The sequence below is a fragment of the Escherichia sp. MOD1-EC7011 genome (assembly GCF_002965005.1).
Taxonomy (GTDB): domain Bacteria; phylum Pseudomonadota; class Gammaproteobacteria; order Enterobacterales; family Enterobacteriaceae; genus Escherichia; species Escherichia ruysiae.
In genome coordinates, this window is the sequence record NZ_PTRD01000024.1 from 294,775 (window position 1) to 316,734 (window position 21,960).

Genomic DNA, 21,960 nt, shown 5'->3' on the forward strand with positions numbered 1-21,960 from the left:
CTCATGCCGCTACTGAAATGAATTAAAATCATTGCAGGTATAGTCAAAGGGAATAGTTATGGATATCAGAACGCTGCGTTATTTTGTCGAAGTCGTGCGCCAGCAAAGCTTCACCCGCGCAGCGGAGAAGTTGTTTGTGACCCAGCCCACCATCAGCAAGATGCTGAAGAATCTCGAAGATGAGCTGAACTGTATATTGTTGATCCGCGATGGTCGTCGGCTGCTTCTCACTGATACTGGTCGCGTCGTATTTGAGCGCGGGCTGGCTATATTGGCTGAGTTTCGGCAACTGGAAGCTGAGCTTAGCGATATCAATCAGCTTAAAACCGGCGTTTTACGGTTGGGGATCCCGCCGATGGTTGGGATGTTAATGGCCGGGCCGATTGGCTTGTTCCGCCAGCGTTACCCCGGCGTGGAACTGAAGATTTCGGAGTTTGGTGGTCTGACGGTACAACAAGCGGTAATGAACGGCGAACTGGATATGGCACTGACCGCCCTGCCAGTAGAAGAAAGTGGCCTGACAACGTTATCGCTGTTTAGTCATCCGCTTTGTGTTCTGGTGCCGCGTTCAGGTAAATGGCTTGAGCGTGATGCCGTCTCACCAGAGACACTGGCGGAACATCCTCTTCTTATCTATAACGAAGATTTTGCCTTAAGTAAGCAATTGATGGCGTTATTCGATGAACATGGCGTTAAGCCGAGGATTGCGGTTCGCAGCGGACAATGGGATTTTCTCGCCGCGATGGTTCAGGCTGGTGTCGGAATAGCCATTTTGCCGGAACCCATTTGCCAGCGATTAGATAAAAACACCTTAAAATGGCTGCCGCTGGAAAGCGAACTACGCTGGAAATTAGGAATGATTTGGCGTGAGGGCGTTTACCTTTCCCACTGTGCCCAGGCGTGGCTGACCTGTTGTGAAGGATACTGGTTAATGCCAGAGCAAGACAGGTTGGCGGGCTCACCCGCCAACCCTGCAGATTATTGATTTTCCTCAATCAACAACGCTTCCAGCAAATCGAGATCGTGCAGTAATTTTTGCAGCGTTTCGTTGCTGATCTCCCGCGTGGCGCGCAGGTGGTAGAGTTCAGCGCGTTCAGAACGCAGCGCCGCCAGACGGAAGCGACGCTCCAGGTTCTCTTCCTGAACCGAACTTTCAACGTCATTACGTCCATCGGCGCGACGGCGCAGATTACCAATGACGCGAGAGCTGACTTCAGTGAGCAACTGGTTGTCGATATTCTCTTCGGTATCCGCCGCCAGACGCTCCTCCATTTTCTGGATCGCCACAATTGCCACTTCAGCGGTTGCCGCGCGCGCGATTCGCTCCTCTTTCAACTGTTGTGAATGGTCTGCAACTTCAATGTGTTGTAGCAGAACAGGCAGCATCACTACGCCGACAAACAGCGAAAAGAGAATGACACCAGCCGCCAGGAACACCAGCTCATAACGCGCCGGGAAGACATTTCCATCCGGCAACAGCAGAGGAATAGAGAGCACACCAGCAAGAGTAATTGCCCCGCGCACCCCGGCGAAAGAAGCGATAAGGATTTCTCGTGTCGTCCACGAACCAAACTCCATCGGCTTCTTCTTCAGGAACCGGTTGCTGAACTTTTTCATCGTCCACAGCCAGCCAAAACGCACCAGCATTAGCGCCGCATAAATCAAGATGATGTCAGTAAACAACATCCAGATTTCGACGTTAGGGTCAATTTCCGCCGCAACCAGCGACGTTTCCAGAATACCCGGTAGTTGCAGACCCAACAGCAAGAACACCATGCCGTTAAAGACAAATTCCAGCATCGCCCAGGTGCTGTTCGCGCGCAGTCGCATCGCCAGCGGCGCACGGCGCATCACGCCGGAACGGGTGATGGTCATCCCGGCGGCAACTGCTGCAAGGATGCCGGAAACGCCAATATGTTCGGCAATCAGATAAGAGGCAAACGGCAGCAGGAACAGCAATACGATCTGCGTCGCGGGTTCATCACCGCCCCAGCGGCTGAGGAAACGCAACGAGCGACCATACAGCCAGCTCACCGCAAAACCGGCGAGAATACCGCCAATGGCCACTTTCATAAATTCAACCGTCGCGCCGCCAACGGTGAAGATCATCGTCCCCATCGCAACTGCCACGGCAAACTTCAGCGACACCAGGCCGGAGGCGTCATTCATCAACGCTTCGCCCTGCAAAATACCCATGATTTTTTTCGGGATGCGCCCTTCGCCAACAATCCCGGAGAGCGCCACGGCATCGGTCGGAGAGAGCACCGCCGCCAGCGCAAAGGCGGGTATCAGCGGGATACCCGGCACCACCCAGTAAATAAGGAAGCCAATGCCGACCACAGTGACCACCACCAGCGCCAGCGCGAGGCCGAATATTTCCCGACCATGTTCGAGAAATTCGCGGGTTGGTGTTTTCCAGCCATCAGCAAACAGCAACGGCGGGATAAACAAGACTAAAAAGAGTTCAGGATCAAACTCCACATGCAAACCAAACGTCGGCCACGCCAGTAGCGCACCGATGGCGATTTGCATAAGCGGAAGCGGGATCTGAAAGGGCATGACACGAGTGACCACCCCGGACAGCGAGACCACGAGGGTCATTATCAGTATGGTGAAGAAGATTTCCATGCGTTCCCTGTTTGCAATGTTTTTTATGATTTGAGAAAGGCGTTATGCCCGGACTCTCAGTTTTTCAGAATATCGCAAAAGCTCACACAATGTACGGAGAAAATAAAAACGGGCAGCCATTGCCACCCGTTTTCAGAATCTTATTAAAGCTTAGATTGCCCAGCCTCCAGCATAGAAGGTGACCAGCGCCACGGCGATAACGACCGTACCGATGTTCAGCTTACGCCATTCGCCAGAAACCAGACGACCAATCACCAGGGTCGCGAAGCCGATCATGATGCCAGTTACGATGTTACAGGTCAGCACGATGAATACTGCTGTTACCAGACCCGCCATTGCATCGACGAAATCAGCAAAGTCGATTTTCGCCACGTTGCTCAACATCAACAGGCCAACGTACATCAGCGCCGGAGCTGTTGCGTAACCCGGAACGAGGTAAGAGAGCGGAGAGAGGAACAGAATCAGCAGAAACAGCACGCCAACCGTGATTGCCGTCAGACCGGTTTTACCGCCCGCCGCTGTACCTGCCGCAGACTCAATGTATACCGCAGCCGGAGCCGCACCGACCAGGCCAGAGAAAACGCTGCTCAGGGAGTCGGTGGTCAGTGCTTTACCACCGTCGATAATCTGCCCGTCTTTATCCAGCAGGTTCGCCTGACCGGCTACCGCACGGATGGTTCCGGTAGCATCGAAAACAGCAGTCATCACCAGCGCCAGTACGCTCGGCAGAACCACAGGGTTCAGCGCCCCCATAATATCCAGGCTACCAATTAGCGAATTACCGTTCTCATCGCTCAATGAAGGCATGGCGAAAACGCCAGAGAAATGGACGTTAGGATCAAAGAGCAGACCCACAATCGAGATGCCGATAATGGTTAACAGGATACCGCCTGGTACTTTCAGTTTTTCCAGACCGATAATTACCGCCAGACCTACCAGCGACATAATCACCGGGAAGGTTGCGAAATCACCCAGCGCAACGGGCAGACCGTCGAGCGGGTTTTTAATCACCAGACCGACACCATTAGCGGCAATCAGCAGCAAGAACAGGCCGATACCAATCCCCGTGCCGTGTGCCACGCCGTGCGGTAAGTTGCGCAAAATCCAGCTACGGATACCCGTGGCAGAAATTACCGTAAACAGAACACCCATCAGGAACACGGCACCCAGCGCGACAGGTACGCTAATATGTTGCCCCAGCACCAGGCTGAATGCGGTAAACGCCGTCAGAGAGATGGCGCAGCCGATAGCCAACGGCAGATTGGCCCATAACCCCATCGCGATAGAACCAATCCCGGCAACCAGACAAGTTGCAACAAAAACTGCCGCTGGCGGGAAGCCCGCTTTACCCAACATACCTGGAACGACGATAACCGAGTAGACCATCGCCAGAAACGTTGTTAACCCGGCAACCACTTCCTGACGGACGGTGCTTCCACGTTGTGAAATTTTAAACCAGGCGTCGAGTGAACCGCCGGTACGCGCTGATGGCGTAGACATAAGAAAACATCCCCTGAGAGTTTATTTTTCGTCAAGATGCGTGGCGGACAATCCCCTGCCAGCGAAACGTTATTCTTCCTGCTTCAGGTTTGCGACAATCTGGGGCGTCGCAAAAAAGCAAACGTTTAGCTCCGCGCATACAAAACGGGTGGTAAAAAAAAGCAAACGATTATCCGGCGATCATAGCGGCTTTTTCAACCGAAGTTTGCTGCTTTTTTCCCTTTTCTTGTGTTGACGATGAAAAACCAGGCAATTGATGCGCAAACGTTATCGTGGATGCGCAAAATTACGGCATTTGTAGGCAACTTGTGGCGAAGGTTTACGGTAAAAAATCACGCAAGATGGCAAAAATATTGCGGTTAAAAAGGATCACTTTGCACTGGCGAAGAAACAGCGGTGACATACAATTAAAGTATCAACACTAACCGGAACCTCCACCACGTGCTCGAATGAGGTGTGTTGACGTCGGGGGAAACCCTCCCGTGTACCAGCGGGATAGAGTGAAAGACAAAGACCGGAAAACAAACTAAAGCGCCCTTGTGGCGCTTTAGTTTTGTTCATCTTCCAGCAAGCGTGCGCCGGTGCCTTCTTCCCCTAAGCGGTCGCCCGGGTTACGCAACGGGCAGTCGCTACGCGAAAGGCAGCCGCAGCCAATACAACCGTCCAGTTCATCACGCAGCGCGACTAAGGTATGAATGCGTCGATCCAGTTCTTCTCGCCATTGCGAAGATAGCTGTTTCCACTCTTTCGCACTTAACGTATGCCCTTCGGGCAACACACCAAACGCTTCACCAATGGTCGCCAGCGGAATGCCAATGCGTTGAGCAATTTTGATAATTGCGACGTATCGCAACACATCACGCTTATATCGCCGCTGATTACCGCTATTGCGGATACTGGTAATCAATCCTTTGCTTTCATAGAAGTGCAGCGCCGATACCGCCACGCCGCTACGTTTCGCCACTTCGCCTGGAGTAAGCAAGGCTTTAATGCGGGGTAATTTCTTTTCCATAAATCGCTTTACCTCAAGTTAACTTGAGGAATTATACTCCCCAACAGATGAATTAACGAACTGAACACTGAAAAGAGGCAGATTTATGTCCCATCAGAAAATTATTCAGGATCTTATCGCATGGATTGACGAGCATATCGACCAGCCGCTGAACATTGATGTGGTGGCGAAAAAATCAGGTTATTCAAAGTGGTATTTACAGCGAATGTTCCGCACTGTGACGCATCAGACGCTTGGCGATTACATTCGTCAACGCCGACTGCTACTGGCTGCCGTTGAACTGCGCACCACCGAGCGCCCTATTTTTGATATCGCGATGGATCTGGGTTACGTTTCACAGCAGACCTTTTCCCGCGTTTTCCGTCGGCAATTTGATCGCACTCCCAGCGATTACCGCCACCGGATCTAGGGTTACTGCCCGCGCATGGCGTCATGCGCGGGTAATTGCTCTGCCCATGCCATAAAAACCTGCGGCGGCATCGCCTTTGCAAAGTACCAGCCCTGACAATAGCGCACGCCGCGTTTGCGCAGCCAGTTGACCTGATCCTCCGTTTCCACCCCTTCTGCAATCGTTTTTAGACCCAAACTATGTGCCAGTTCGATGATGTGTTCCGCAATCAAATGGCTGGTTTTATGCGTGGTCAACGTCTCAACAAACGATTTATCGATTTTCAGGATATCAATATTCAATGAGTTAAGGTTATGCAGGTTGGAGTAGCCAATACCAAAGTCATCGATCGCCACTTCGTAACCAGCCTGACGGAAAGCCAGAATAATCGGCGTCATTTTGGCGACATCTAAAAATGCATGTTCAGTGACTTCAAATTTAATTTGCTGCGGACGCACGGTGAATTGTTCTATTTTTTGATTGGTTAAGGCAATCACCCTTGAAGTATGAAAATCGGAGGCAGACAAATTAATTGAAGTAGATAATTCAGGGTGTTTTGCCAGCAAGGAACCAAGATCGTCAAACACCATATTAATGACATAATCTGTCACCTGCGTAATTAGACCCTCTTGTTCCGCCAGCGGAATAAACTCTGCTGGCGTCATTACCTGTCCCTGATTCCCCGGCCAGCGTAGCAATGCCTCAGCACCAATACATTTATTCGTTTTAATATCAATAATCGGTTGGTAATAGAGACAAAGCTGCCGTTTTTCGAGGGCACGTTGCAATTTACGCTTAGGTGACTGGTACTTCTGGTTTATACGCAGCCAGAGTAAAAGCAGCACCAGGCTGCCCATAATGCCTGCCGGTAAGGCAAATACAAGGTGATTATAAAAGTGTGACAAAATACGCTGATTGGAGGTTGCAACGATAGCAGCAATGGGACGTTTTGTTGAATGGACTATCGCATATAAATAACCGTTCTGCTGTACGGTTATTTCCCTTTGATGAATCAATGGTGAGAATTTTTCTGCTGAGGCTTGTTTACTTAAAGAGAAAAAGGTTTTCGTCACCGTATCATATACCCCCCATTGCAGCGTTGGATCGTCAGACATCACCTCGCTCCAGAATAAAGGGTTAATTACCGCGACATAGTTTCCTCGTTGCATATAGGTCATTTTATAACCGGCAAAAAAAGGAGTGTCGCGATAATAATAGATTGAGACATTAGGTTCACGCTTATAGTTCGCTGGCGATATCGTATAGCCGTTAACGGGAGCCATTAATGTTGAGCATAAAAAAAGGTTATCGTGGGCATAGATCAATTCGTTGATATAAAGATAACCACGGATAATATTCAACATTTGTTGTTGATGAGTGGGAGTACAAATTTGTCCCTGATAGCCTTCCGCATCGTCGCTTGCTAAATCTGCCTGGCGAATGACCAGCTCGGATTTCTCCAGTGCCAACTGGGCAAAAGCACGAAGTTGATTATTCGCTTCCGCTTTAGCCCAAAGAAAGGCGATCCATAGCGACAGAATGATGGGAAGGAGGACTACAAAGATAATACCCGGCAACGCCAGCAATTTGTGTCGCACACTATGACTCATTTCTATCAATTCCCTGCCTGGTTATACCTGGTCATTGCAAGGTTAAAACCCTGGCTACCGACGACGTTAGATAAATCTTACGGTATAAATAGCACTTTTGCCTGATTTGAAATTGATACCTTCATAATCTTTGTTTAAATAAAAATAACTCGCTGATATCAAAAGGGCTTTGCTGAAAAAATGCAGGTCAGGCAGGAAGTTAAAATATTTCTTTATTATGCATTGTCTCGATTTCACTGAAAAACCACATAATTAGTGCAGCAATAAAAGTAGCAGCATAATCTGGCTAACAAACGAGCAATTGTGATATAGTTCACAAAAATTTATGAAACAAACTAAGTGTTTCATTTTATGTTCTGAAAGTCCCGCGATAGCCAGAGTGTATCACGCCCCCCGTGAGTAATGCCGTGCTATCCAGGGCTTGGTAATTTTCAGAGGAAATGTTTGATGGCTACCCTCACCACTGGCGTGGTTCTCCTTCGCTGGCAGCTTCTTAGCGCCATATTGATGTTTCTGGCCAGCACGCTCAACATCCGTTTCCGGCGCTCTGATTATGTCGGGCTGGCAGTGATCAGTAGCGGTCTGGGCGTGGTTTCCGCCTGTTGGTTCGCAATGGGGTTGCTTGGCATCACAATGACCGATATTACTGCCATCTGGCACAACATTGAGTCGGTGATGGTGGAAGGGATGGGTCAAACTCCACCACAGTGGCCGATGATTTTGACCTGATATGTAGAAGCCTCCATAACGGAGGCTTCTTTTTTATGGCTGGCGGATGCTTTAATCACCCACATTAAAACAATATAACCTATTGTTTTAATGACAAATCAGAACGGAATGTCGTCATCGAAATCCATCGGCGGCTCGTTAGACGGCGCTGCCGGAGCGGACTGCTGCGGGCGAGACTGCGCACCGCCGCTGAACTGATTGCCACCCTGCGGCTGCTGAGGCTGCCCCCAACCGCCCTGCGGCTGACCGCCACCGACGTTACCGCCTGCCGGTGCGCCGCCGCCCTGGCGACCACCCAGCATCTGCATGGTGCCGCCAACGTTCACCACGACTTCTGTGGTGTAGCGATCCTGGCCGGATTGGTCAGTCCATTTGCGGGTACGCAGCTGACCTTCGATATAAACCTGAGAACCTTTACGCAGATATTCGCTGGCAACTTCCGCCAGTTTGCCGAACAGCACAACACGGTGCCATTCAGTCTGCTCTTTCATCTCGCCGGTCGCTTTATCACGCCAGGATTCGGAAGTAGCCAGCGTAATGTTGGCAACTGCGCCACCATTCGGCATATAGCGTACTTCCGGGTCCTGGCCCAGATTACCAACGAGAATAACCTTATTTACGCCTCTGCTGGCCATGTCGTGTCTCCTGAAAAAAACGTTCTAATAAGTGTAAACGCGCGATTGTAGCATTACCAATAGCGGTTTTACCACGATGTGACCTCGGTTCCGGTAAACAAACATGGCCCGACATTGTTACACAGCATTCCGGGTTTTGCATTCCAATACTGTATATTCATTCAGGTCGATTTGTGTCATAATTAACCGTTTGTGATCGCCGGTAGCGCCATGCCGCCGGGCAAAAAAGTGTTTAATCCGGGAAAGGTGAATGGATAAGATCGAAGTTCGGGGCGCCCGCACCCATAATCTCAAGAATATCAACCTCGTTATCCCCCGCGACAAACTGATTGTCGTCACCGGGCTTTCGGGTTCTGGCAAATCCTCGCTCGCTTTCGACACCTTATATGCCGAAGGGCAGCGTCGTTACGTTGAATCCCTTTCCGCCTACGCGCGGCAGTTTCTGTCACTGATGGAAAAACCGGATGTCGATCATATTGAGGGGCTTTCTCCCGCCATCTCAATTGAACAGAAATCGACGTCTCATAACCCGCGTTCCACAGTGGGGACCATCACTGAAATCCACGACTATTTGCGTCTGCTGTACGCTCGCGTCGGCGAGCCGCGCTGCCCGGACCACGACGTTCCGCTGGCAGCGCAAACTGTCAGCCAGATGGTGGATAACGTGCTTTCGCAGCCGGAAGGCAAACGTCTGATGCTACTCGCGCCAATCATCAAAGAGCGCAAAGGCGAACACACTAAAACGCTGGAGAATCTGGCGAGTCAGGGTTATATCCGCGCGCGTATTGATGGCGAAGTCTGCGATCTTTCCGATCCGCCGAAACTGGAACTGCAAAAGAAACACACCATTGAAGTGGTTATCGATCGCTTCAAGGTGCGTGACGATCTTACCCAGCGTCTGGCGGAATCGTTTGAAACCGCACTGGAGCTTTCCGGCGGTACGGCGGTTGTTGCGGATATGGACGATCCCAAAGCGGAAGAACTGCTGTTCTCCGCGAACTTCGCCTGCCCGATTTGCGGCTACAGTATGCGCGAACTGGAACCACGCCTGTTCTCGTTTAACAACCCGGCGGGCGCCTGCCCGACCTGTGACGGCCTCGGCGTACAGCAATATTTCGATCCCGATCGCGTGATCCAGAACCCGGAACTGTCGCTGGCTGGCGGGGCGATCCGTGGCTGGGATCGCCGCAACTTCTATTATTTCCAGATGCTGAAATCACTGGCAGATCACTATAAGTTTGACGTCGAAGCGCCGTGGGGCAGTCTGAGCGCAAACGTGCATAAAGTGGTGCTGTACGGTTCTGGCAAAGAAAATATCGAATTTAAATACATGAACGATCGCGGCGATACCTCCATCCGCCGCCATCCGTTCGAAGGCGTGCTGCACAATATGGAGCGCCGTTATAAAGAGACGGAATCCAGCGCGGTACGTGAAGAGTTAGCTAAGTTTATCAGCAATCGTCCGTGCGCCAGTTGTGAAGGGACGCGTTTGCGCCGTGAAGCGCGCCATGTTTATGTCGAGAATACGCCGCTACCTGCAATCTCTGACATGAGCATCGGTCATGCGATGGAGTTTTTCAACAATCTTAAACTCGCCGGACAACGCGCGAAAATTGCGGAAAAAATCCTCAAAGAGATTGGTGATCGGCTGAAATTCCTCGTTAACGTTGGGCTGAATTACCTGACACTTTCCCGCTCGGCAGAGACACTTTCCGGCGGCGAAGCCCAGCGTATCCGTCTGGCGAGCCAGATTGGCGCAGGGCTGGTTGGCGTTATGTATGTGCTGGATGAGCCGTCTATCGGCCTGCACCAGCGCGATAACGAACGTTTGCTGGGTACGCTTATCCATCTGCGAGATCTTGGTAATACCGTGATTGTGGTGGAACACGATGAAGACGCAATTCGCGCGGCTGACCACGTTATAGACATCGGTCCAGGCGCGGGTGTTCACGGTGGCGAAGTGGTCGCGGAAGGGCCGCTGGAAGCGATTATGGCAGTGCCAGAGTCGTTGACCGGGCAGTACATGAGCGGTAAACGCAAGATTGAAGTGCCGAAGAAACGCGTCCCTGCGAATCCGGAAAAAGTGCTGAAACTGACAGGCGCACGCGGCAACAACCTGAAAGATGTGACGCTAACGTTGCCAGTAGGTCTGTTTACCTGCATTACAGGGGTTTCAGGTTCCGGTAAATCGACGCTGATTAACGACACGCTGTTCCCGATTGCCCAACGCCAGTTGAACGGCGCGACTATCGCCGAACCGGCACCCTACCGTGATATTCAGGGGCTGGAGCATTTCGATAAAGTCATCGATATCGACCAAAGCCCAATTGGTCGTACTCCGCGTTCCAACCCGGCAACCTATACCGGCGTGTTTACGCCTGTGCGCGAATTGTTTGCGGGCGTACCGGAATCCCGCGCGCGCGGTTATACGCCAGGACGGTTCAGCTTTAACGTCCGTGGCGGACGCTGCGAGGCCTGTCAGGGCGATGGCGTGATCAAAGTTGAAATGCACTTCCTGCCGGATATTTACGTACCGTGCGACCAGTGCAAAGGTAAACGCTATAACCGCGAAACGCTGGAGATAAAGTACAAAGGCAAAACCATCCACGAAGTGCTGGATATGACCATCGAAGAGGCGCGTGAATTCTTTGATGCCGTACCGGCGCTGGCGCGTAAACTGCAAACGCTGATGGATGTTGGCCTGACGTACATCCGCCTCGGGCAGTCCGCCACCACGCTTTCCGGTGGTGAAGCCCAGCGCGTGAAGCTGGCGCGTGAGCTGTCAAAACGCGGCACCGGGCAGACGCTGTATATTCTCGATGAGCCGACCACCGGTCTGCACTTTGCCGATATTCAGCAACTGCTCGACGTACTGCATAAACTGCGCGATCAGGGCAACACCATTGTGGTGATTGAGCACAATCTGGACGTGATTAAAACCGCCGACTGGATTGTCGATCTTGGTCCGGAAGGCGGCAGCGGCGGCGGCGAAATCCTCGTCTCCGGTACGCCAGAAACCGTCGCGGAGTGCGAAGCTTCGCATACAGCGCGCTTCCTCAAACCAATGCTGTAATCACAAAGGCCGCTTTCTGAGCGGCCTCAGACTGATGACAAAGTCTAAAAATGTGCTCGGACAGTCCCCTCGCCCCTCCGGGGAGAGGGTTAGGGTGAGGGGAACAGACCAGCACTGGCGTGATTATTTACCCTCACCCCGGCCCTCTCCCTAAAAGGGCGAGGGGGAAAACCGTGCCGCTTTTGACTTTTAAGCCAGTTTTTCAGCAATATCAGGCCGCTTTCTGAACGGTCTTTTCCTTTCAGAGTTGTACCAGCAATTTGCGTTTTTCTTCCGGCAGCAAATTCACCGCCTGCTGATACGACGCATCGACCAGATAATAGATTTGCGAATCCGGCAACGATCCGTCGAGATATACGGTACTCCAGTGCGCTTTATTCAGATGTCGGCTGGGACGTACATCGCTGTGCTGCTGACGCAGAAGATCCGCCAGTTCCGGGCTGGTTTTCAGCGAAACCGCCGGGCGATTTTCCACTTCTTTCACCATCGCAAACAGCACATCTTCCACTTTGATTTGCGTCGCTTTCCAGTCGCTGTGAACGCTCTGTTCAGCGCCAGGTTTTGCCATGCAATATTGTAGCAACTCCGATATGGTCATTTTTTACTCCCCTTGTAGTGTCGCGATGATGCGACGCGATCCGCCGTGGACACGATGTTCCCCCAGCCAGATACCCTGCCAGGTGCCGGTCTGAATACGTCCTTTATGCACTGGCAAAACAAGCGATACTCCCAGCATGGAAGATTTGATATGTGAAGGCATATCATCTGCCCCTTCATAATCATGCTCATAGTTTCCGTTATCGGGAACAGTGCGGAGGAAAAAACGCTCCATGTCCTGGCGTACCGTGGGGTCGCAATTCTCATTAAGTGTCAGAGAGGCGGAAGTGTGTTGCAGCAACAGGTGCAGTAAACCGACATTAACACGCGGCATATCTGCCAGTTGATTCAGAATTTCATCCGTTACCAGATGAAACCCGCGAGATTTGGCGCTAAGCGTGAGCGTCTTTTGATACCACATGTGCTGCTCCTTGATAAAACTCTCTTAATCAGTTTGCAGCAAGACAGCGAAAGGATAAAGGTGTGATTAAAAAAACAGCATTCGGGAGAGTGACACACTCTCCCGCACTATCAGTATTCTGAATTTACGATCACCTCTTCGCCAAAAGCACCCGCTTGTGGCAAGGGTTTGTAGGTAGAGTTGGAGGCACGCAGAATACGGATACCACGAATGCCGACATCACGCGCGGCAGTCATATCATTATCGGAATCACCATAAAACATTCGGATATTTTTATCCTGCAACCACTGCGTTTTCGTGTTTTGTCCTGGTTTATCACCCGCAAAGATTACCGGATTCATACTGCTTGCCGGAATGTGGAAATCGTCGGCTAATGTTTTCGAAACCGTTTCTGTTTTCGTTGGGCTACGACCAGTCACAAAAAAGATGGTATCGCCACGGCGGACATGTATATCAATTAGCTGACGTGCGACCTCTTTTGGAATGCTGAATTCATCCCAACCATTGTTCATCTTTTCCCAGAATGCTGGGTTTTTTAGATAATCTTCGCTTTCTGGCGAGAATATTTTCTTGCCGCGCCAGAATCCGGGGCTGGAAAACAAAACGGTATCATCGATATCAAACCCAACCGCCATCGGTGGGCGCCCGGCAAGGCTATTTTCAATTTGTGCGACCGATACCCAATGGACAGGTGCCTGTTCAGCGAGTCTGGCAACGTTAGTGCCGGGATTAAGCGGTGAAGGTGAAGAGGCTAACGCAACAGCAGAACTGTTTAGAGCGAACAATAAGCAAACGGCACTCAATGCCTGTGTGATCTTGCGCATATTTTTCCCTAAATAGTCAGTAAGTTGAAACTTTTTATTATGAAGTGTGTTGGAAAAGCCATCTGACCATAACGCCAGCAGCGAGGGAAAGGAAGGATTATCTGCGGCTTTTGTGAAGAAAGGGAGAAGGATCACATGAGACCAGTCCGTGTTTGTAACTATTTAATAACTTAATATATTTCCATAGTATAAAAATGTTCGGAAATGAAACGCCTATTTTATTCACGTTTATAAGAAATAAGTCTTCATCTCCTTCGTACTATTTACCTGGATAATACATAGCCCCCCTTATTTATAATAGAGCAGGCGGCTTTTCAACCGCCTGCTGGTTAACCTTACATCACTGCAGCAAACGCCTTTGCAACGCGCTGCACGTTCGCAGAGTTAAGCCCGGCAACACACATACGACCGCTGGCGATCAGGTAAACGCCAAATTCCTCGCGCAGGCGATCGACCTGAGCGGCGCTTAAACCGGTATAGCTGAACATGCCGCGTTGCTTAAGCAGGTAATCAAAATTGCGCTCCGGCATCTCAGTGCTCAACACCCGCACCAGTTGCTGACGCATTGCCAGAATACGGGTACGCATTTCTTCTACTTCTGCCAACCAACTGGCTTTCAACGCCTCATCATTCAGCACCGTTGCCACTACCTGTGCACCAAAATTCGGCGGGCTGGAGTAAATACGGCGCACAGTAGCTTTCAGTTGCCCCAGCACACGGCCTGCGGCTTCGGCATCTTCACACACCACCGAAAGACCGCCGACACGTTCGCCGTACAGGGAGAAAATTTTCGAGAATGAATTGCTTACCAGAGCAGGTAATCCGGCGCTGGCAGTGGCGCGAATGGCGTAGGCATCCTCTTCCATACCGGCACCAAATCCTTGATAAGCGATATCGAGAAATGGGATAAGCTCGCGTGCTTTGAGAATTTCAATGACTGCGTCCCATTGGTCGTTGGTGAGATCGGCGCCCGTTGGGTTATGACAGCACGGATGCAGCAGCACAATACTGCGGGCAGGCAATGTTTTCAGCGTCGCCAACAGATCGTCAAAACGCACACCGTTGGTCACTTCATCATACCAGGGGTAAGTGCTCACTTCGAATCCAGCCCCAGCAAATATTGCTACGTGATTTTCCCAGGTGGGATCGCTGACCCACACACCTGATTCCGGGAAGTAGCGTTTCAGGAAGTCAGCCCCCACTTTCAATGCCCCTGAACCGCCAAGCGTTTGAATAGTCGCCACGCGCTGTTGTTGTAACACCGGATGATTAGCGCCAAACAGCAGTGGCGCAATAGCATGGCGATAGCTGTTAAGCCCTTCCATCGGCAGATAAAGTGAAGCGCCGTGAGCCTGCGCATTCAGGCGCGCTTCCGCTTCTTCGACGGCTTTTAATTGTGGAATAATCCCGTCTTCGTTGTAGTACAGACCGATACTCAAATTCACTTTGTCGCTGCGAGGGTCTTCTTTAAAACGCTCCATAAGCGAAAGAATCGGGTCGCCAGCGTAGGCGTCAACTTTTTGAAACACGCGATGGTTCTCCAGGTTTACGGGCAGGTGGTTAAAACACAATAAACCGGAAGATGGGGAAGATCGAGAGGATGTTTAGCAATGAGCAGCAATTAATAACGCAGCGAAGCTGATAAAAAACGCAAAACCTTCAGAGGTACGAACGACAAGAGTGTATCAATTTATTGAATTTACATAAATTTGCAGGCCGGATAAGGCTTTCACACCGCATCCGGCACAGACAATCAACTATTGCAGAACGATTAATCCACGTATTTCATCGCGACCCTTGATGTCAGGCGCGTGATAAGTTCGTAAGCACTCACTTTCGTCATTTCTGCGATACGCTCTACGGGCAGACCTTCGCCCCATAAAATGACCTGATCCCCGGCTTTATCCTGCGCCTGCGGGCCTAAATCTACGCAGATCATATCCATCGCGACTCGCCCCACAATCGGCACTTCGCGGCCGTTCACCAGCACTGGTGTACCGGACGGCGCGGCGCGCGGGTAGCCATCGCCATAGCCCATCGCCACCACGCCAAGGCGGGTATCGCGCTCGCTAATCCAGGTGCCGCCATAGCCTACTGGTTCACCTGCTTTATGCTCACGCACGGCAATCAGGCTGGAGGTCAGTGACATCACTGGCTGGCAACCGAAATCGGCACCGGTGGAGCCATCTTCCAGCGGTGACACGCCATAAAGAATGATGCCCGGGCGCACCCAATCAAAATGCGACTGCGGCCATAACAAAATTCCGCCCGATGCGGCGATTGAACGCTTGCCGGGTCTGCCTTCGCAAAAGGTATTGAAGATATCGAGTTGTTTCTCAGTCGCGCCGCATTTTGGCTCATCAGCACGAGCAAAGTGGCTGACAATATTCACCGGCTGACGGACGTTTTTACATTGCGTAAGTCGTTGATAAAACGCTTCAGCTTGTTCCGGTAACACGCCCAGCCGGTGCATACCGGTGTCGAGTTTCATCCAGACGGTAACTGGCTCCTCCAGATTGGCCTCTTCCAGCGCAGCAAGCTGTTCTTCGTTATGCACGGCAGTATGCAGATGTTCAGCGGAGATCGTCGGCAGATCGTCTGCTTCAAAAAAGCCTTCCAGTAACAAAATAGGTTGCGTGATGCCCCCCGCCCTAAGCCGCAGGGCTTCTTCGAGACGGGCAACGCCAAAGGCGTCGGCATCGGGGAGCGTTCGCGCGGTCTCAATCAGACCGTGACCGTAGGCGTTCGCTTTCACCACCGCAACCAGTTTACTGGCAGGTGCCAGTTCACGCAGACGTTGCAGGTTGTGTCGCAGAGCGCGGCGGTTAATCACAACAGTTGCCGCTTGCATTTGTGTTCCTTGATAAGTGTTTGCTTTAATTACCTAATTCATAAAATAATTATTATTCGTCGTCGTACTGTGGCCCCGCGTAGTTGTCGAAACGCGACCATTGACCGTTAAAGGTCAGGCGTACCGTCCCGATTGGGCCGTTACGTTGTTTACCGATAATAATTTCCGCGATGCCTTTTAAGTCACTGTTTTCGTGATAAACCTCATCACGATAGATAAACATGATCAAGTCCGCATCCTGCTCGATGGAACCGGATTCACGCAGGTCGGAGTTGACCGGGCGTTTGTCAGCACGTTGTTCCAGAGAACGGTTCAACTGAGACAGCGCCACCACCGGCACATTCAGTTCTTTCGCCAGGGCTTTTAGCGAGCGGGAGATTTCTGCAATTTCCAGCGTACGGTTGTCTGAAAGCGCCGGTACGCGCATCAATTGCAGGTAGTCGATCATGATGAGTCCGATGCCGCCGTGTTCACGGGCAATACGGCGCGCGCGGGAGCGCACTTCCGTTGGCGTCAGGCCGGAGGAGTCATCAATGTAGATATTTCGTTTTTCCAGCAAAATGCCCATCGTGCCGGAAATACGCGCCCAGTCTTCATCATCCAGTTGCCCGGTACGAATTTTGGTCTGGTCAACGCGCGACAACGACGCCAGAGAACGCATCATAATCTGTTCCGATGGCATCTCCAGCGAGAAGATAAGTACTGGTTTATCCTGCAACATCGCCGCGTTTTCGACGAGGTTCATCGCAAATGTCGTTTTACCCATCGACGGACGCGCGGCGACGATGATCAAATCCGACGGCTGCAAGCCAGCGGTTTTTTTGTTGAGATCGTCATAGCCGGTATTAACACCGGTTACACCATCGTGCGGTTGCTGGAACAGTTGCTCAATACGCGCCACCGTGGCGTCGAGCACATCGGCGATATTCTTCGGCCCTTCGTCTTTATTGGCACGACTTTCGGCAATTTTAAAGACGCGAGATTCAGCAAGGTCGAGCAAGTCTTCACTGGTGCGCCCTTGCGGATCAAAACCGGCTTCGGCAATCTCATTCGCAACTGAGATCATCTCACGGACAACGGCACGTTCGCGCACGATGTCGGCATAGGCACTGATGTTCGCTGCACTTGGCGTATTTTTTGACAGTTCCGCCAAATAAGCAAAACCACCAACGCTGTCAAGTTGCCCCTGGCGCTCCAGTGATTCGGCAAGGGTGATCAGGTCAATTGGGCTACCGCTTTCCTGCAAACGCGCCATTTCGGTAAAGATATGACGGTGCGGACGGGTGTAGAAATCATCTGCCACCACTCGCTCGGCCACATCGTCCCAGCGTTCGTTATCCAGCATTAAACCGCCCAACACCGACTGCTCCGCTTCGATCGAGTGCGGAGGCACTTTCAGCCCGGCAACTTGTGGATCGCGATCGCGGGGTTCAGCCTGCTGTTTGTTGAAGGGTTTATTTCCTGCCATAGTGAATGGAGTTACCGAGATAAAGAATGGGTCGAAACTTTACCATATGAAGCAGACCCTGACGATACGTTCTGGAGGACACATGGCAACACGAATTGAATTTCACAAGCACGGTGGCCCGGAAGTACTTCAAACCGTGGAATTTACTCCTGCCGATCCGGCAGAGAATGAAATCCAGGTCGAAAATAAAGCCATTGGCATCAATTTCATCGACACTTATATCCGCAGCGGCCTTTATCCACCGCCATCGCTACCCAGCGGATTAGGCACCGAAGCGGCTGGCATTGTGAGCAAAGTCGGCAGCGGCGTGAAACATATTAAAGCGGGCGATCGTGTGGTTTATGCGCAGTCAACGTTAGGGGCTTACAGTTCTGTGCATAACGTCAATGCCGATAAAGCGGCAATTCTGCCAGCGGCGATCTCTTTTGAGCAAGCTGCCGCGTCGTTCCTGAAAGGCTTAACGGTTTATTATCTGCTGCGCAAAACGTATGAAATCAAACCTGACGAACAGTTCCTGTTCCATGCGGCTGCTGGCGGCGTGGGCTTAATTGCCTGCCAGTGGGCAAAAGCCTTAGGAGCAAAACTTATTGGCACTGTGGGTAGCGCGCAAAAAGCGCAAAGTGCATTAAAAGCGGGTGCATGGCAGGTAATTAACTATCGCGACGAAAATCTGGTCGAGCGATTAAAAGAGATCACCGACGGCAAGAAAGTGCGCGTGGTGTACGATTCCGTAGGCAAAGATACCTGGGAACGGTCGCTGGATTGTCTGCAACGTCGCGGTTTAATGGTCAGTTTTGGTAACTCATCAGGCGCGGTGACGGGTGTGAACTTAGGCATTCTCAATCAGAAAGGCTCGCTGTATGTGACACGCCCTTCCCTGCAAGGCTATATCACCACGCGGGATGAGTTAACCGAAGCCAGTAATGAACTGTTTTCTTTGATCGCCAGCGGCGTGATTAAGGTCGATGTCGCAGAGCAACAGAAATATCCGCTGAAGGATGCGCGGCGAGCGCATGAGATTCTGGAAAGCCGGGCGACGCAGGGTTCCAGCTTACTGATCCCATAAAGAAATTGGGCTTCCACCTGGGAAGCCCTTTCTTTTATAGTTCGGCTGTATGTAGGGTACAGCACGATGAATCTGTTAGAGACGCAATAGTGACAGATTTGATAATCAATTCCTATTTTGTTCTAAGGATAAAACCTTAGGTTGTGATCATCCGCACAATCCCTTAGTAACGCCAGCGGTCATAACGCTGATATTTCGGCACTTTTGGTGCTTTAATCGCCTTAATAACCCACACCACCGCAATCGCCAGCAGTAACCACGGCAGCAACTTAATCATCAATGCCAGCATACCACCGAGGAACATAATGGCCGTCGCCACAACCAGCGCGGCGATAATGCCCAGCAACGAAACGCCGGTGACCATCAACATGACAAAAAAGCCAATCACAAAAAGTAGTTCCAGCATGATGTACTCCCAAATATGAAATCTCTTGCAGCCATTACAAGAATCATGCCAAAAACTAACATTATGATTTATCAAAAAATATGCCCCGCGACGGTGCGCAGGGCATAGTGAATTTGACTACTTTGTGGTGAAAAATTAACGCTTATCCGCCACCAGTTTGAGCGCATGTTCCAGCACGTTAATGTCAGCACCCGCTTTATGGGCATTTTCACTTAAATAACGACGCCACTGCCGCGCACCAGGAATACCCTGGAACAGACCCAGCATATGCCGGGTAATATGGCCGAGATACGTCCCCTGGCTAAGCTCACGCTCAATGTACGGATACATGGCGCGGACTACCGCCACCGGATCGGCATCAGTATCCGAGGAACCAAAGATCTCTCGATCCACCGCCGCCAGAATCCCCGGATTCTGGTACGCCTCACGTCCGACCATCACACCATCCATATGTTGCAAATGCGCTTTAGCCTCTTCCAGCGACTTGATGCCACCGTTAATCGACATCGTCAGATGCGGAAAGTCACGCTTCAGTTGATAGACGCGCGGGTAATCGAGCGGCGGGATTTCGCGGTTTTCTTTCGGGCTTAAACCAGAAAGCCAGGCTTTACGCGCGTGGATGATAAACATCTCACATTCGCCTTTACCGGAAACGGTGTTGATGAAATCACAAAGAAATTCATAGCTGTCCTGGTCGTCAATACCAATACGCGTTTTCACCGTGACTGGAATCGACACCACATCGCGCATCGCTTTAACGCAGTCGGCTACCAGTTGCGCATTACCCATCAGGCACGCGCCAAACATGCCGTTCTGTACCCGGTCAGACGGGCAGCCGACATTCAGGTTGATTTCATCGTATCCGCGCGCTTCTGCCAGCTTCGCACACTGCGCCAGTGCCGCTGGATCGCTTCCACCCAGTTGCAACGCCACCGGATGCTCTTCTTCACTGTACGCCAGGTAATCACCTTTACCGTGAATAATTGCCCCCGTGGTCACCATTTCGGTATAGAGAAGTGTATTGCGGGAGAGCAGACGCAGGAAATAACGGCAATGTCTGTCCGTCCAGTCGAGCATTGGTGCAACGCTAAACCGACCACTCCAGTGAACGTCAGTTTTTTCAGGCATTGCGCTGGTTTGATTAATTTTTTGTGTTTCATGATTATCGTGCATTTTTGAACATTTCAGGCTATTTTTCTCGCGTTAGGTTCCCGCACAGGTTCCCACGCTTTATGGGAACCCGAAATAACGAGGTCGTGTAATGGCGTACTATAACATAGAGAAACGACTAAAATCCGATGGCACACCACGCTATCGCTGTAATGTGATTATCAAAGAAAAAGGTGTTATCACTTACAGGGAAAGCAAAACATTCCCTAAACATGCTCATGCCAAAACATGGGGCACACAGAAAGTGATGGAATTAGATCTATATGGCATTCCATCATCAAATGCAGTTGACGGACTTACAGTCCGTGACTTACTACACAAATATTTAAATGACCCAAATGCTGGAGGTAAAGCAGGCCGTACTAAAAGATATGTGCTGGAACTGCTTATGGATAGTGACATATCCGCGATCAAACTATCTGAACTGACAGAAAATGACGTAATTGAACATTGCAGGCTAAGAAACAACGCTGGTGCAGGTCCAGCAACAGTCAGCCACGATGTTAGTTATCTTGGCAGTGTTCTGGATGCGGCCAAACCTGTATACGGAATTAATTACACATCAAACCCGGCGAAAAGTGCTCGTCCATATCTACTTAAACTTGGTTTGATTGGTAAATCAAACCGTCGTAATCGTAGACCAGCATCTGATGAACTGGACATGCTCATTGAAGGCCTTCAACAACGATCTACTCATAAATGCTCAAAAATTCCGTTCGTTGATATCCTCAAATTTTCTGTGTGGTCCTGTATGCGAATCGGAGAAGTATGCCGGTTACGATGGGAAGATCTCGACCAGGAACAAAAATCTATACTCGTAAGAGACAGGAAAGATCCACGCAAAAAGGAAGGCAACCACATGAAAGTAGCCTTGCTTGGGGAAGCCTGGGATATCGTCCAACGACAGCCTCAAAAATCGGAATTCATTTTTCCATATAACAGCACTTCTGTTACTGCGGGATTTCAGAGGGTAAGAAGCAAATTAGGTATTAAGGATCTGAGATACCATGATTTGCGTAGAGAAGGGGCAAGTCGCTTATTTGAGGCTGGTTTTAGTATTGAGGAAGTCGCCCAGGTTACAGGGCATCGTTCATTAAACGTGCTATGGCAGGTATATACCGAACTGTATCCGAAATCTTTACATAATCGTTTTGAAGAGCTCCAAAGGAGCAGGAATAAGACCTCTTGACACTGTTTATCCATACAGTTAAAAATAATACTGTATACAAACACAGTATAGAGGGACTTTTATGCGTATTGAAATCTGCATAGCCAAAGAAAAAATGACTAAAATGCCAACCGGTGCTGTGGATGCGTTAAAGGAAGAATTAACCCGACGCATCAGTAAACGTTATGACGATGTAGAGGTGATCGTAAAAGCCACCAGCAACGATGGCCTTTCTGTTACACGCACCGCAGATAAGGATTCTGCAAAAACTTTTGTTCAGGAGACTCTGAAAGATACCTGGGAATCTGCTGACGAGTGGTTTGTTCACTAATTAACACGTAAAATCGGTAACGGCTGGAAATCATTCAATACTCGCACTATCGAAAGTTCACCAGCCAACCGCAGCACGTCCTG

The 21,960-nt window shown here is 50.7% G+C and carries 20 protein-coding genes; 7 read left to right on the forward strand and 13 right to left on the reverse strand.

Features of this window, described 5'->3' with window-relative positions:
* Positions 1-58 precede the first annotated feature (58 nt).
* Positions 59-985 (forward strand): LysR family transcriptional regulator, encoded by a 927-nt coding sequence (locus A7098_RS12930; RefSeq protein ID WP_105280907.1) that lies wholly within the window; start codon positions 59-61, stop codon positions 983-985.
* On the opposite strand, the gene A7098_RS12935 is transcribed toward A7098_RS12930, so the two are convergent.
* The 3 genes from A7098_RS12935 to soxR all read right to left on the reverse strand — a co-directional run bounded on the left by A7098_RS12935 (position 979) and on the right by soxR (position 5,140).
* Positions 979-2,628 carry a Na+/H+ antiporter gene (locus A7098_RS12935; RefSeq protein WP_000402198.1) on the reverse strand — a complete coding sequence of 550 codons (1,650 nt, stop codon included), beginning with the start codon at positions 2,626-2,628 and terminating at the stop codon, positions 979-981. The genes A7098_RS12930 and A7098_RS12935 overlap by 7 nt on opposite strands.
* Before the next feature lie 150 nt (positions 2,629-2,778).
* A complete protein-coding gene (ghxP, locus tag A7098_RS12940; protein WP_000106865.1) occupies positions 2,779-4,128 on the reverse strand; it encodes a guanine/hypoxanthine transporter GhxP in 1,350 nt (449 codons plus the stop codon).
* Positions 4,129-4,675: 547 nt separating this feature from the next.
* Positions 4,676-5,140, reverse strand: a complete 465-nt coding sequence (soxR, locus tag A7098_RS12955) for a redox-sensitive transcriptional activator SoxR (RefSeq protein ID WP_000412428.1) — start codon at positions 5,138-5,140, stop codon at positions 4,676-4,678.
* 85 nt (positions 5,141-5,225) lie between these two features.
* Between soxR and soxS the strand changes: the two genes are divergently transcribed.
* The gene (gene soxS / locus A7098_RS12960) at positions 5,226-5,549 is read left to right on the forward strand and encodes a superoxide response transcriptional regulator SoxS (protein ID WP_000019357.1); all 324 of its coding nucleotides are present in this window, start codon (positions 5,226-5,228) and stop codon (positions 5,547-5,549) included.
* Between the two features lie 2 nt (positions 5,550-5,551).
* Here soxS and A7098_RS12965 read toward each other — a convergent pair whose 3' ends face one another.
* Positions 5,552-7,138, reverse strand: a complete 1,587-nt coding sequence (locus tag A7098_RS12965; protein WP_105280908.1) for an EAL domain-containing protein — start codon at positions 7,136-7,138, stop codon at positions 5,552-5,554.
* 447 nt (positions 7,139-7,585) lie between these two features.
* Between A7098_RS12965 and A7098_RS12975 the strand changes: the two genes are divergently transcribed.
* Positions 7,586-7,867: a YjcB family protein gene (locus tag A7098_RS12975; protein WP_000224317.1), complete on the forward strand. Its 282-nt coding sequence runs from the start codon at positions 7,586-7,588 to the stop codon at positions 7,865-7,867.
* A 98-nt stretch (positions 7,868-7,965) separates the two neighbouring features.
* On the opposite strand, the gene ssb1 is transcribed toward A7098_RS12975, so the two are convergent.
* Positions 7,966-8,502 carry a single-stranded DNA-binding protein SSB1 gene (gene ssb1 / locus A7098_RS12980; protein ID WP_000168309.1) on the reverse strand — a complete coding sequence of 179 codons (537 nt, stop codon included), beginning with the start codon at positions 8,500-8,502 and terminating at the stop codon, positions 7,966-7,968.
* Between the two features lie 250 nt (positions 8,503-8,752).
* On the opposite strand from ssb1, the gene uvrA reads away from it, so the two are divergent.
* Positions 8,753-11,575, forward strand: a complete 2,823-nt coding sequence (uvrA, locus tag A7098_RS12985; RefSeq protein WP_000357756.1) for an excinuclease ABC subunit UvrA — start codon at positions 8,753-8,755, stop codon at positions 11,573-11,575.
* Between the two features lie 241 nt (positions 11,576-11,816).
* On the opposite strand, the gene A7098_RS12990 is transcribed toward uvrA, so the two are convergent.
* The 6 genes from A7098_RS12990 to dnaB form a co-directional block, all read right to left on the reverse strand.
* Positions 11,817-12,173: an MmcQ/YjbR family DNA-binding protein gene (locus tag A7098_RS12990; RefSeq protein ID WP_000155671.1), complete on the reverse strand. Its 357-nt coding sequence runs from the start codon at positions 12,171-12,173 to the stop codon at positions 11,817-11,819.
* Positions 12,174-12,176: 3 nt separating this feature from the next.
* Positions 12,177-12,593 carry a secondary thiamine-phosphate synthase enzyme YjbQ gene (locus A7098_RS12995; RefSeq protein WP_000270381.1) on the reverse strand — a complete coding sequence of 139 codons (417 nt, stop codon included), beginning with the start codon at positions 12,591-12,593 and terminating at the stop codon, positions 12,177-12,179.
* 110 nt (positions 12,594-12,703) lie between these two features.
* A complete protein-coding gene (aphA, locus tag A7098_RS13000) occupies positions 12,704-13,417 on the reverse strand; it encodes an acid phosphatase AphA (RefSeq protein ID WP_010344812.1) in 714 nt (237 codons plus the stop codon).
* A gap of 335 nt (positions 13,418-13,752) precedes the next feature.
* Positions 13,753-14,946 (reverse strand): aromatic amino acid transaminase, encoded by a 1,194-nt coding sequence (gene tyrB / locus A7098_RS13005; protein ID WP_105280909.1) that lies wholly within the window; start codon positions 14,944-14,946, stop codon positions 13,753-13,755.
* 242 nt (positions 14,947-15,188) lie between these two features.
* Positions 15,189-16,268, reverse strand: coding sequence for an alanine racemase (gene alr / locus A7098_RS13010; protein ID WP_001147290.1), 1,080 nt, complete (start codon positions 16,266-16,268; stop codon positions 15,189-15,191).
* A 52-nt stretch (positions 16,269-16,320) separates the two neighbouring features.
* Positions 16,321-17,736 (reverse strand): replicative DNA helicase, encoded by a 1,416-nt coding sequence (dnaB, locus tag A7098_RS13015; RefSeq protein ID WP_000918355.1) that lies wholly within the window; start codon positions 17,734-17,736, stop codon positions 16,321-16,323.
* A gap of 82 nt (positions 17,737-17,818) precedes the next feature.
* Here dnaB and A7098_RS13020 point away from each other — a divergent pair, with 82 nt between their 5' ends.
* Complete coding sequence (locus A7098_RS13020) at positions 17,819-18,802, forward strand: quinone oxidoreductase (RefSeq protein ID WP_000235546.1); 984 nt, start codon at positions 17,819-17,821, stop codon at positions 18,800-18,802.
* 163 nt (positions 18,803-18,965) lie between these two features.
* Here the strand turns inward: A7098_RS13020 and pspG are convergent, their stop codons facing one another.
* The gene (gene pspG, locus A7098_RS13025) at positions 18,966-19,208 is read right to left on the reverse strand and encodes an envelope stress response protein PspG (RefSeq protein WP_000891404.1); all 243 of its coding nucleotides are present in this window, start codon (positions 19,206-19,208) and stop codon (positions 18,966-18,968) included.
* Between the two features lie 135 nt (positions 19,209-19,343).
* A complete protein-coding gene (dusA, locus tag A7098_RS13030; protein ID WP_089641404.1) occupies positions 19,344-20,381 on the reverse strand; it encodes a tRNA dihydrouridine(20/20a) synthase DusA in 1,038 nt (345 codons plus the stop codon).
* Positions 20,382-20,469: 88 nt separating this feature from the next.
* On the opposite strand from dusA, the gene A7098_RS13035 reads away from it, so the two are divergent.
* Positions 20,470-21,567, forward strand: a complete 1,098-nt coding sequence (locus A7098_RS13035; protein WP_000332276.1) for a site-specific integrase — start codon at positions 20,470-20,472, stop codon at positions 21,565-21,567.
* Between the two features lie 61 nt (positions 21,568-21,628).
* Positions 21,629-21,877 carry a DinI-like family protein gene (locus A7098_RS13040; RefSeq protein ID WP_001217553.1) on the forward strand — a complete coding sequence of 83 codons (249 nt, stop codon included), beginning with the start codon at positions 21,629-21,631 and terminating at the stop codon, positions 21,875-21,877.
* The last annotated feature ends 83 nt before the right edge of the window (positions 21,878-21,960 follow it).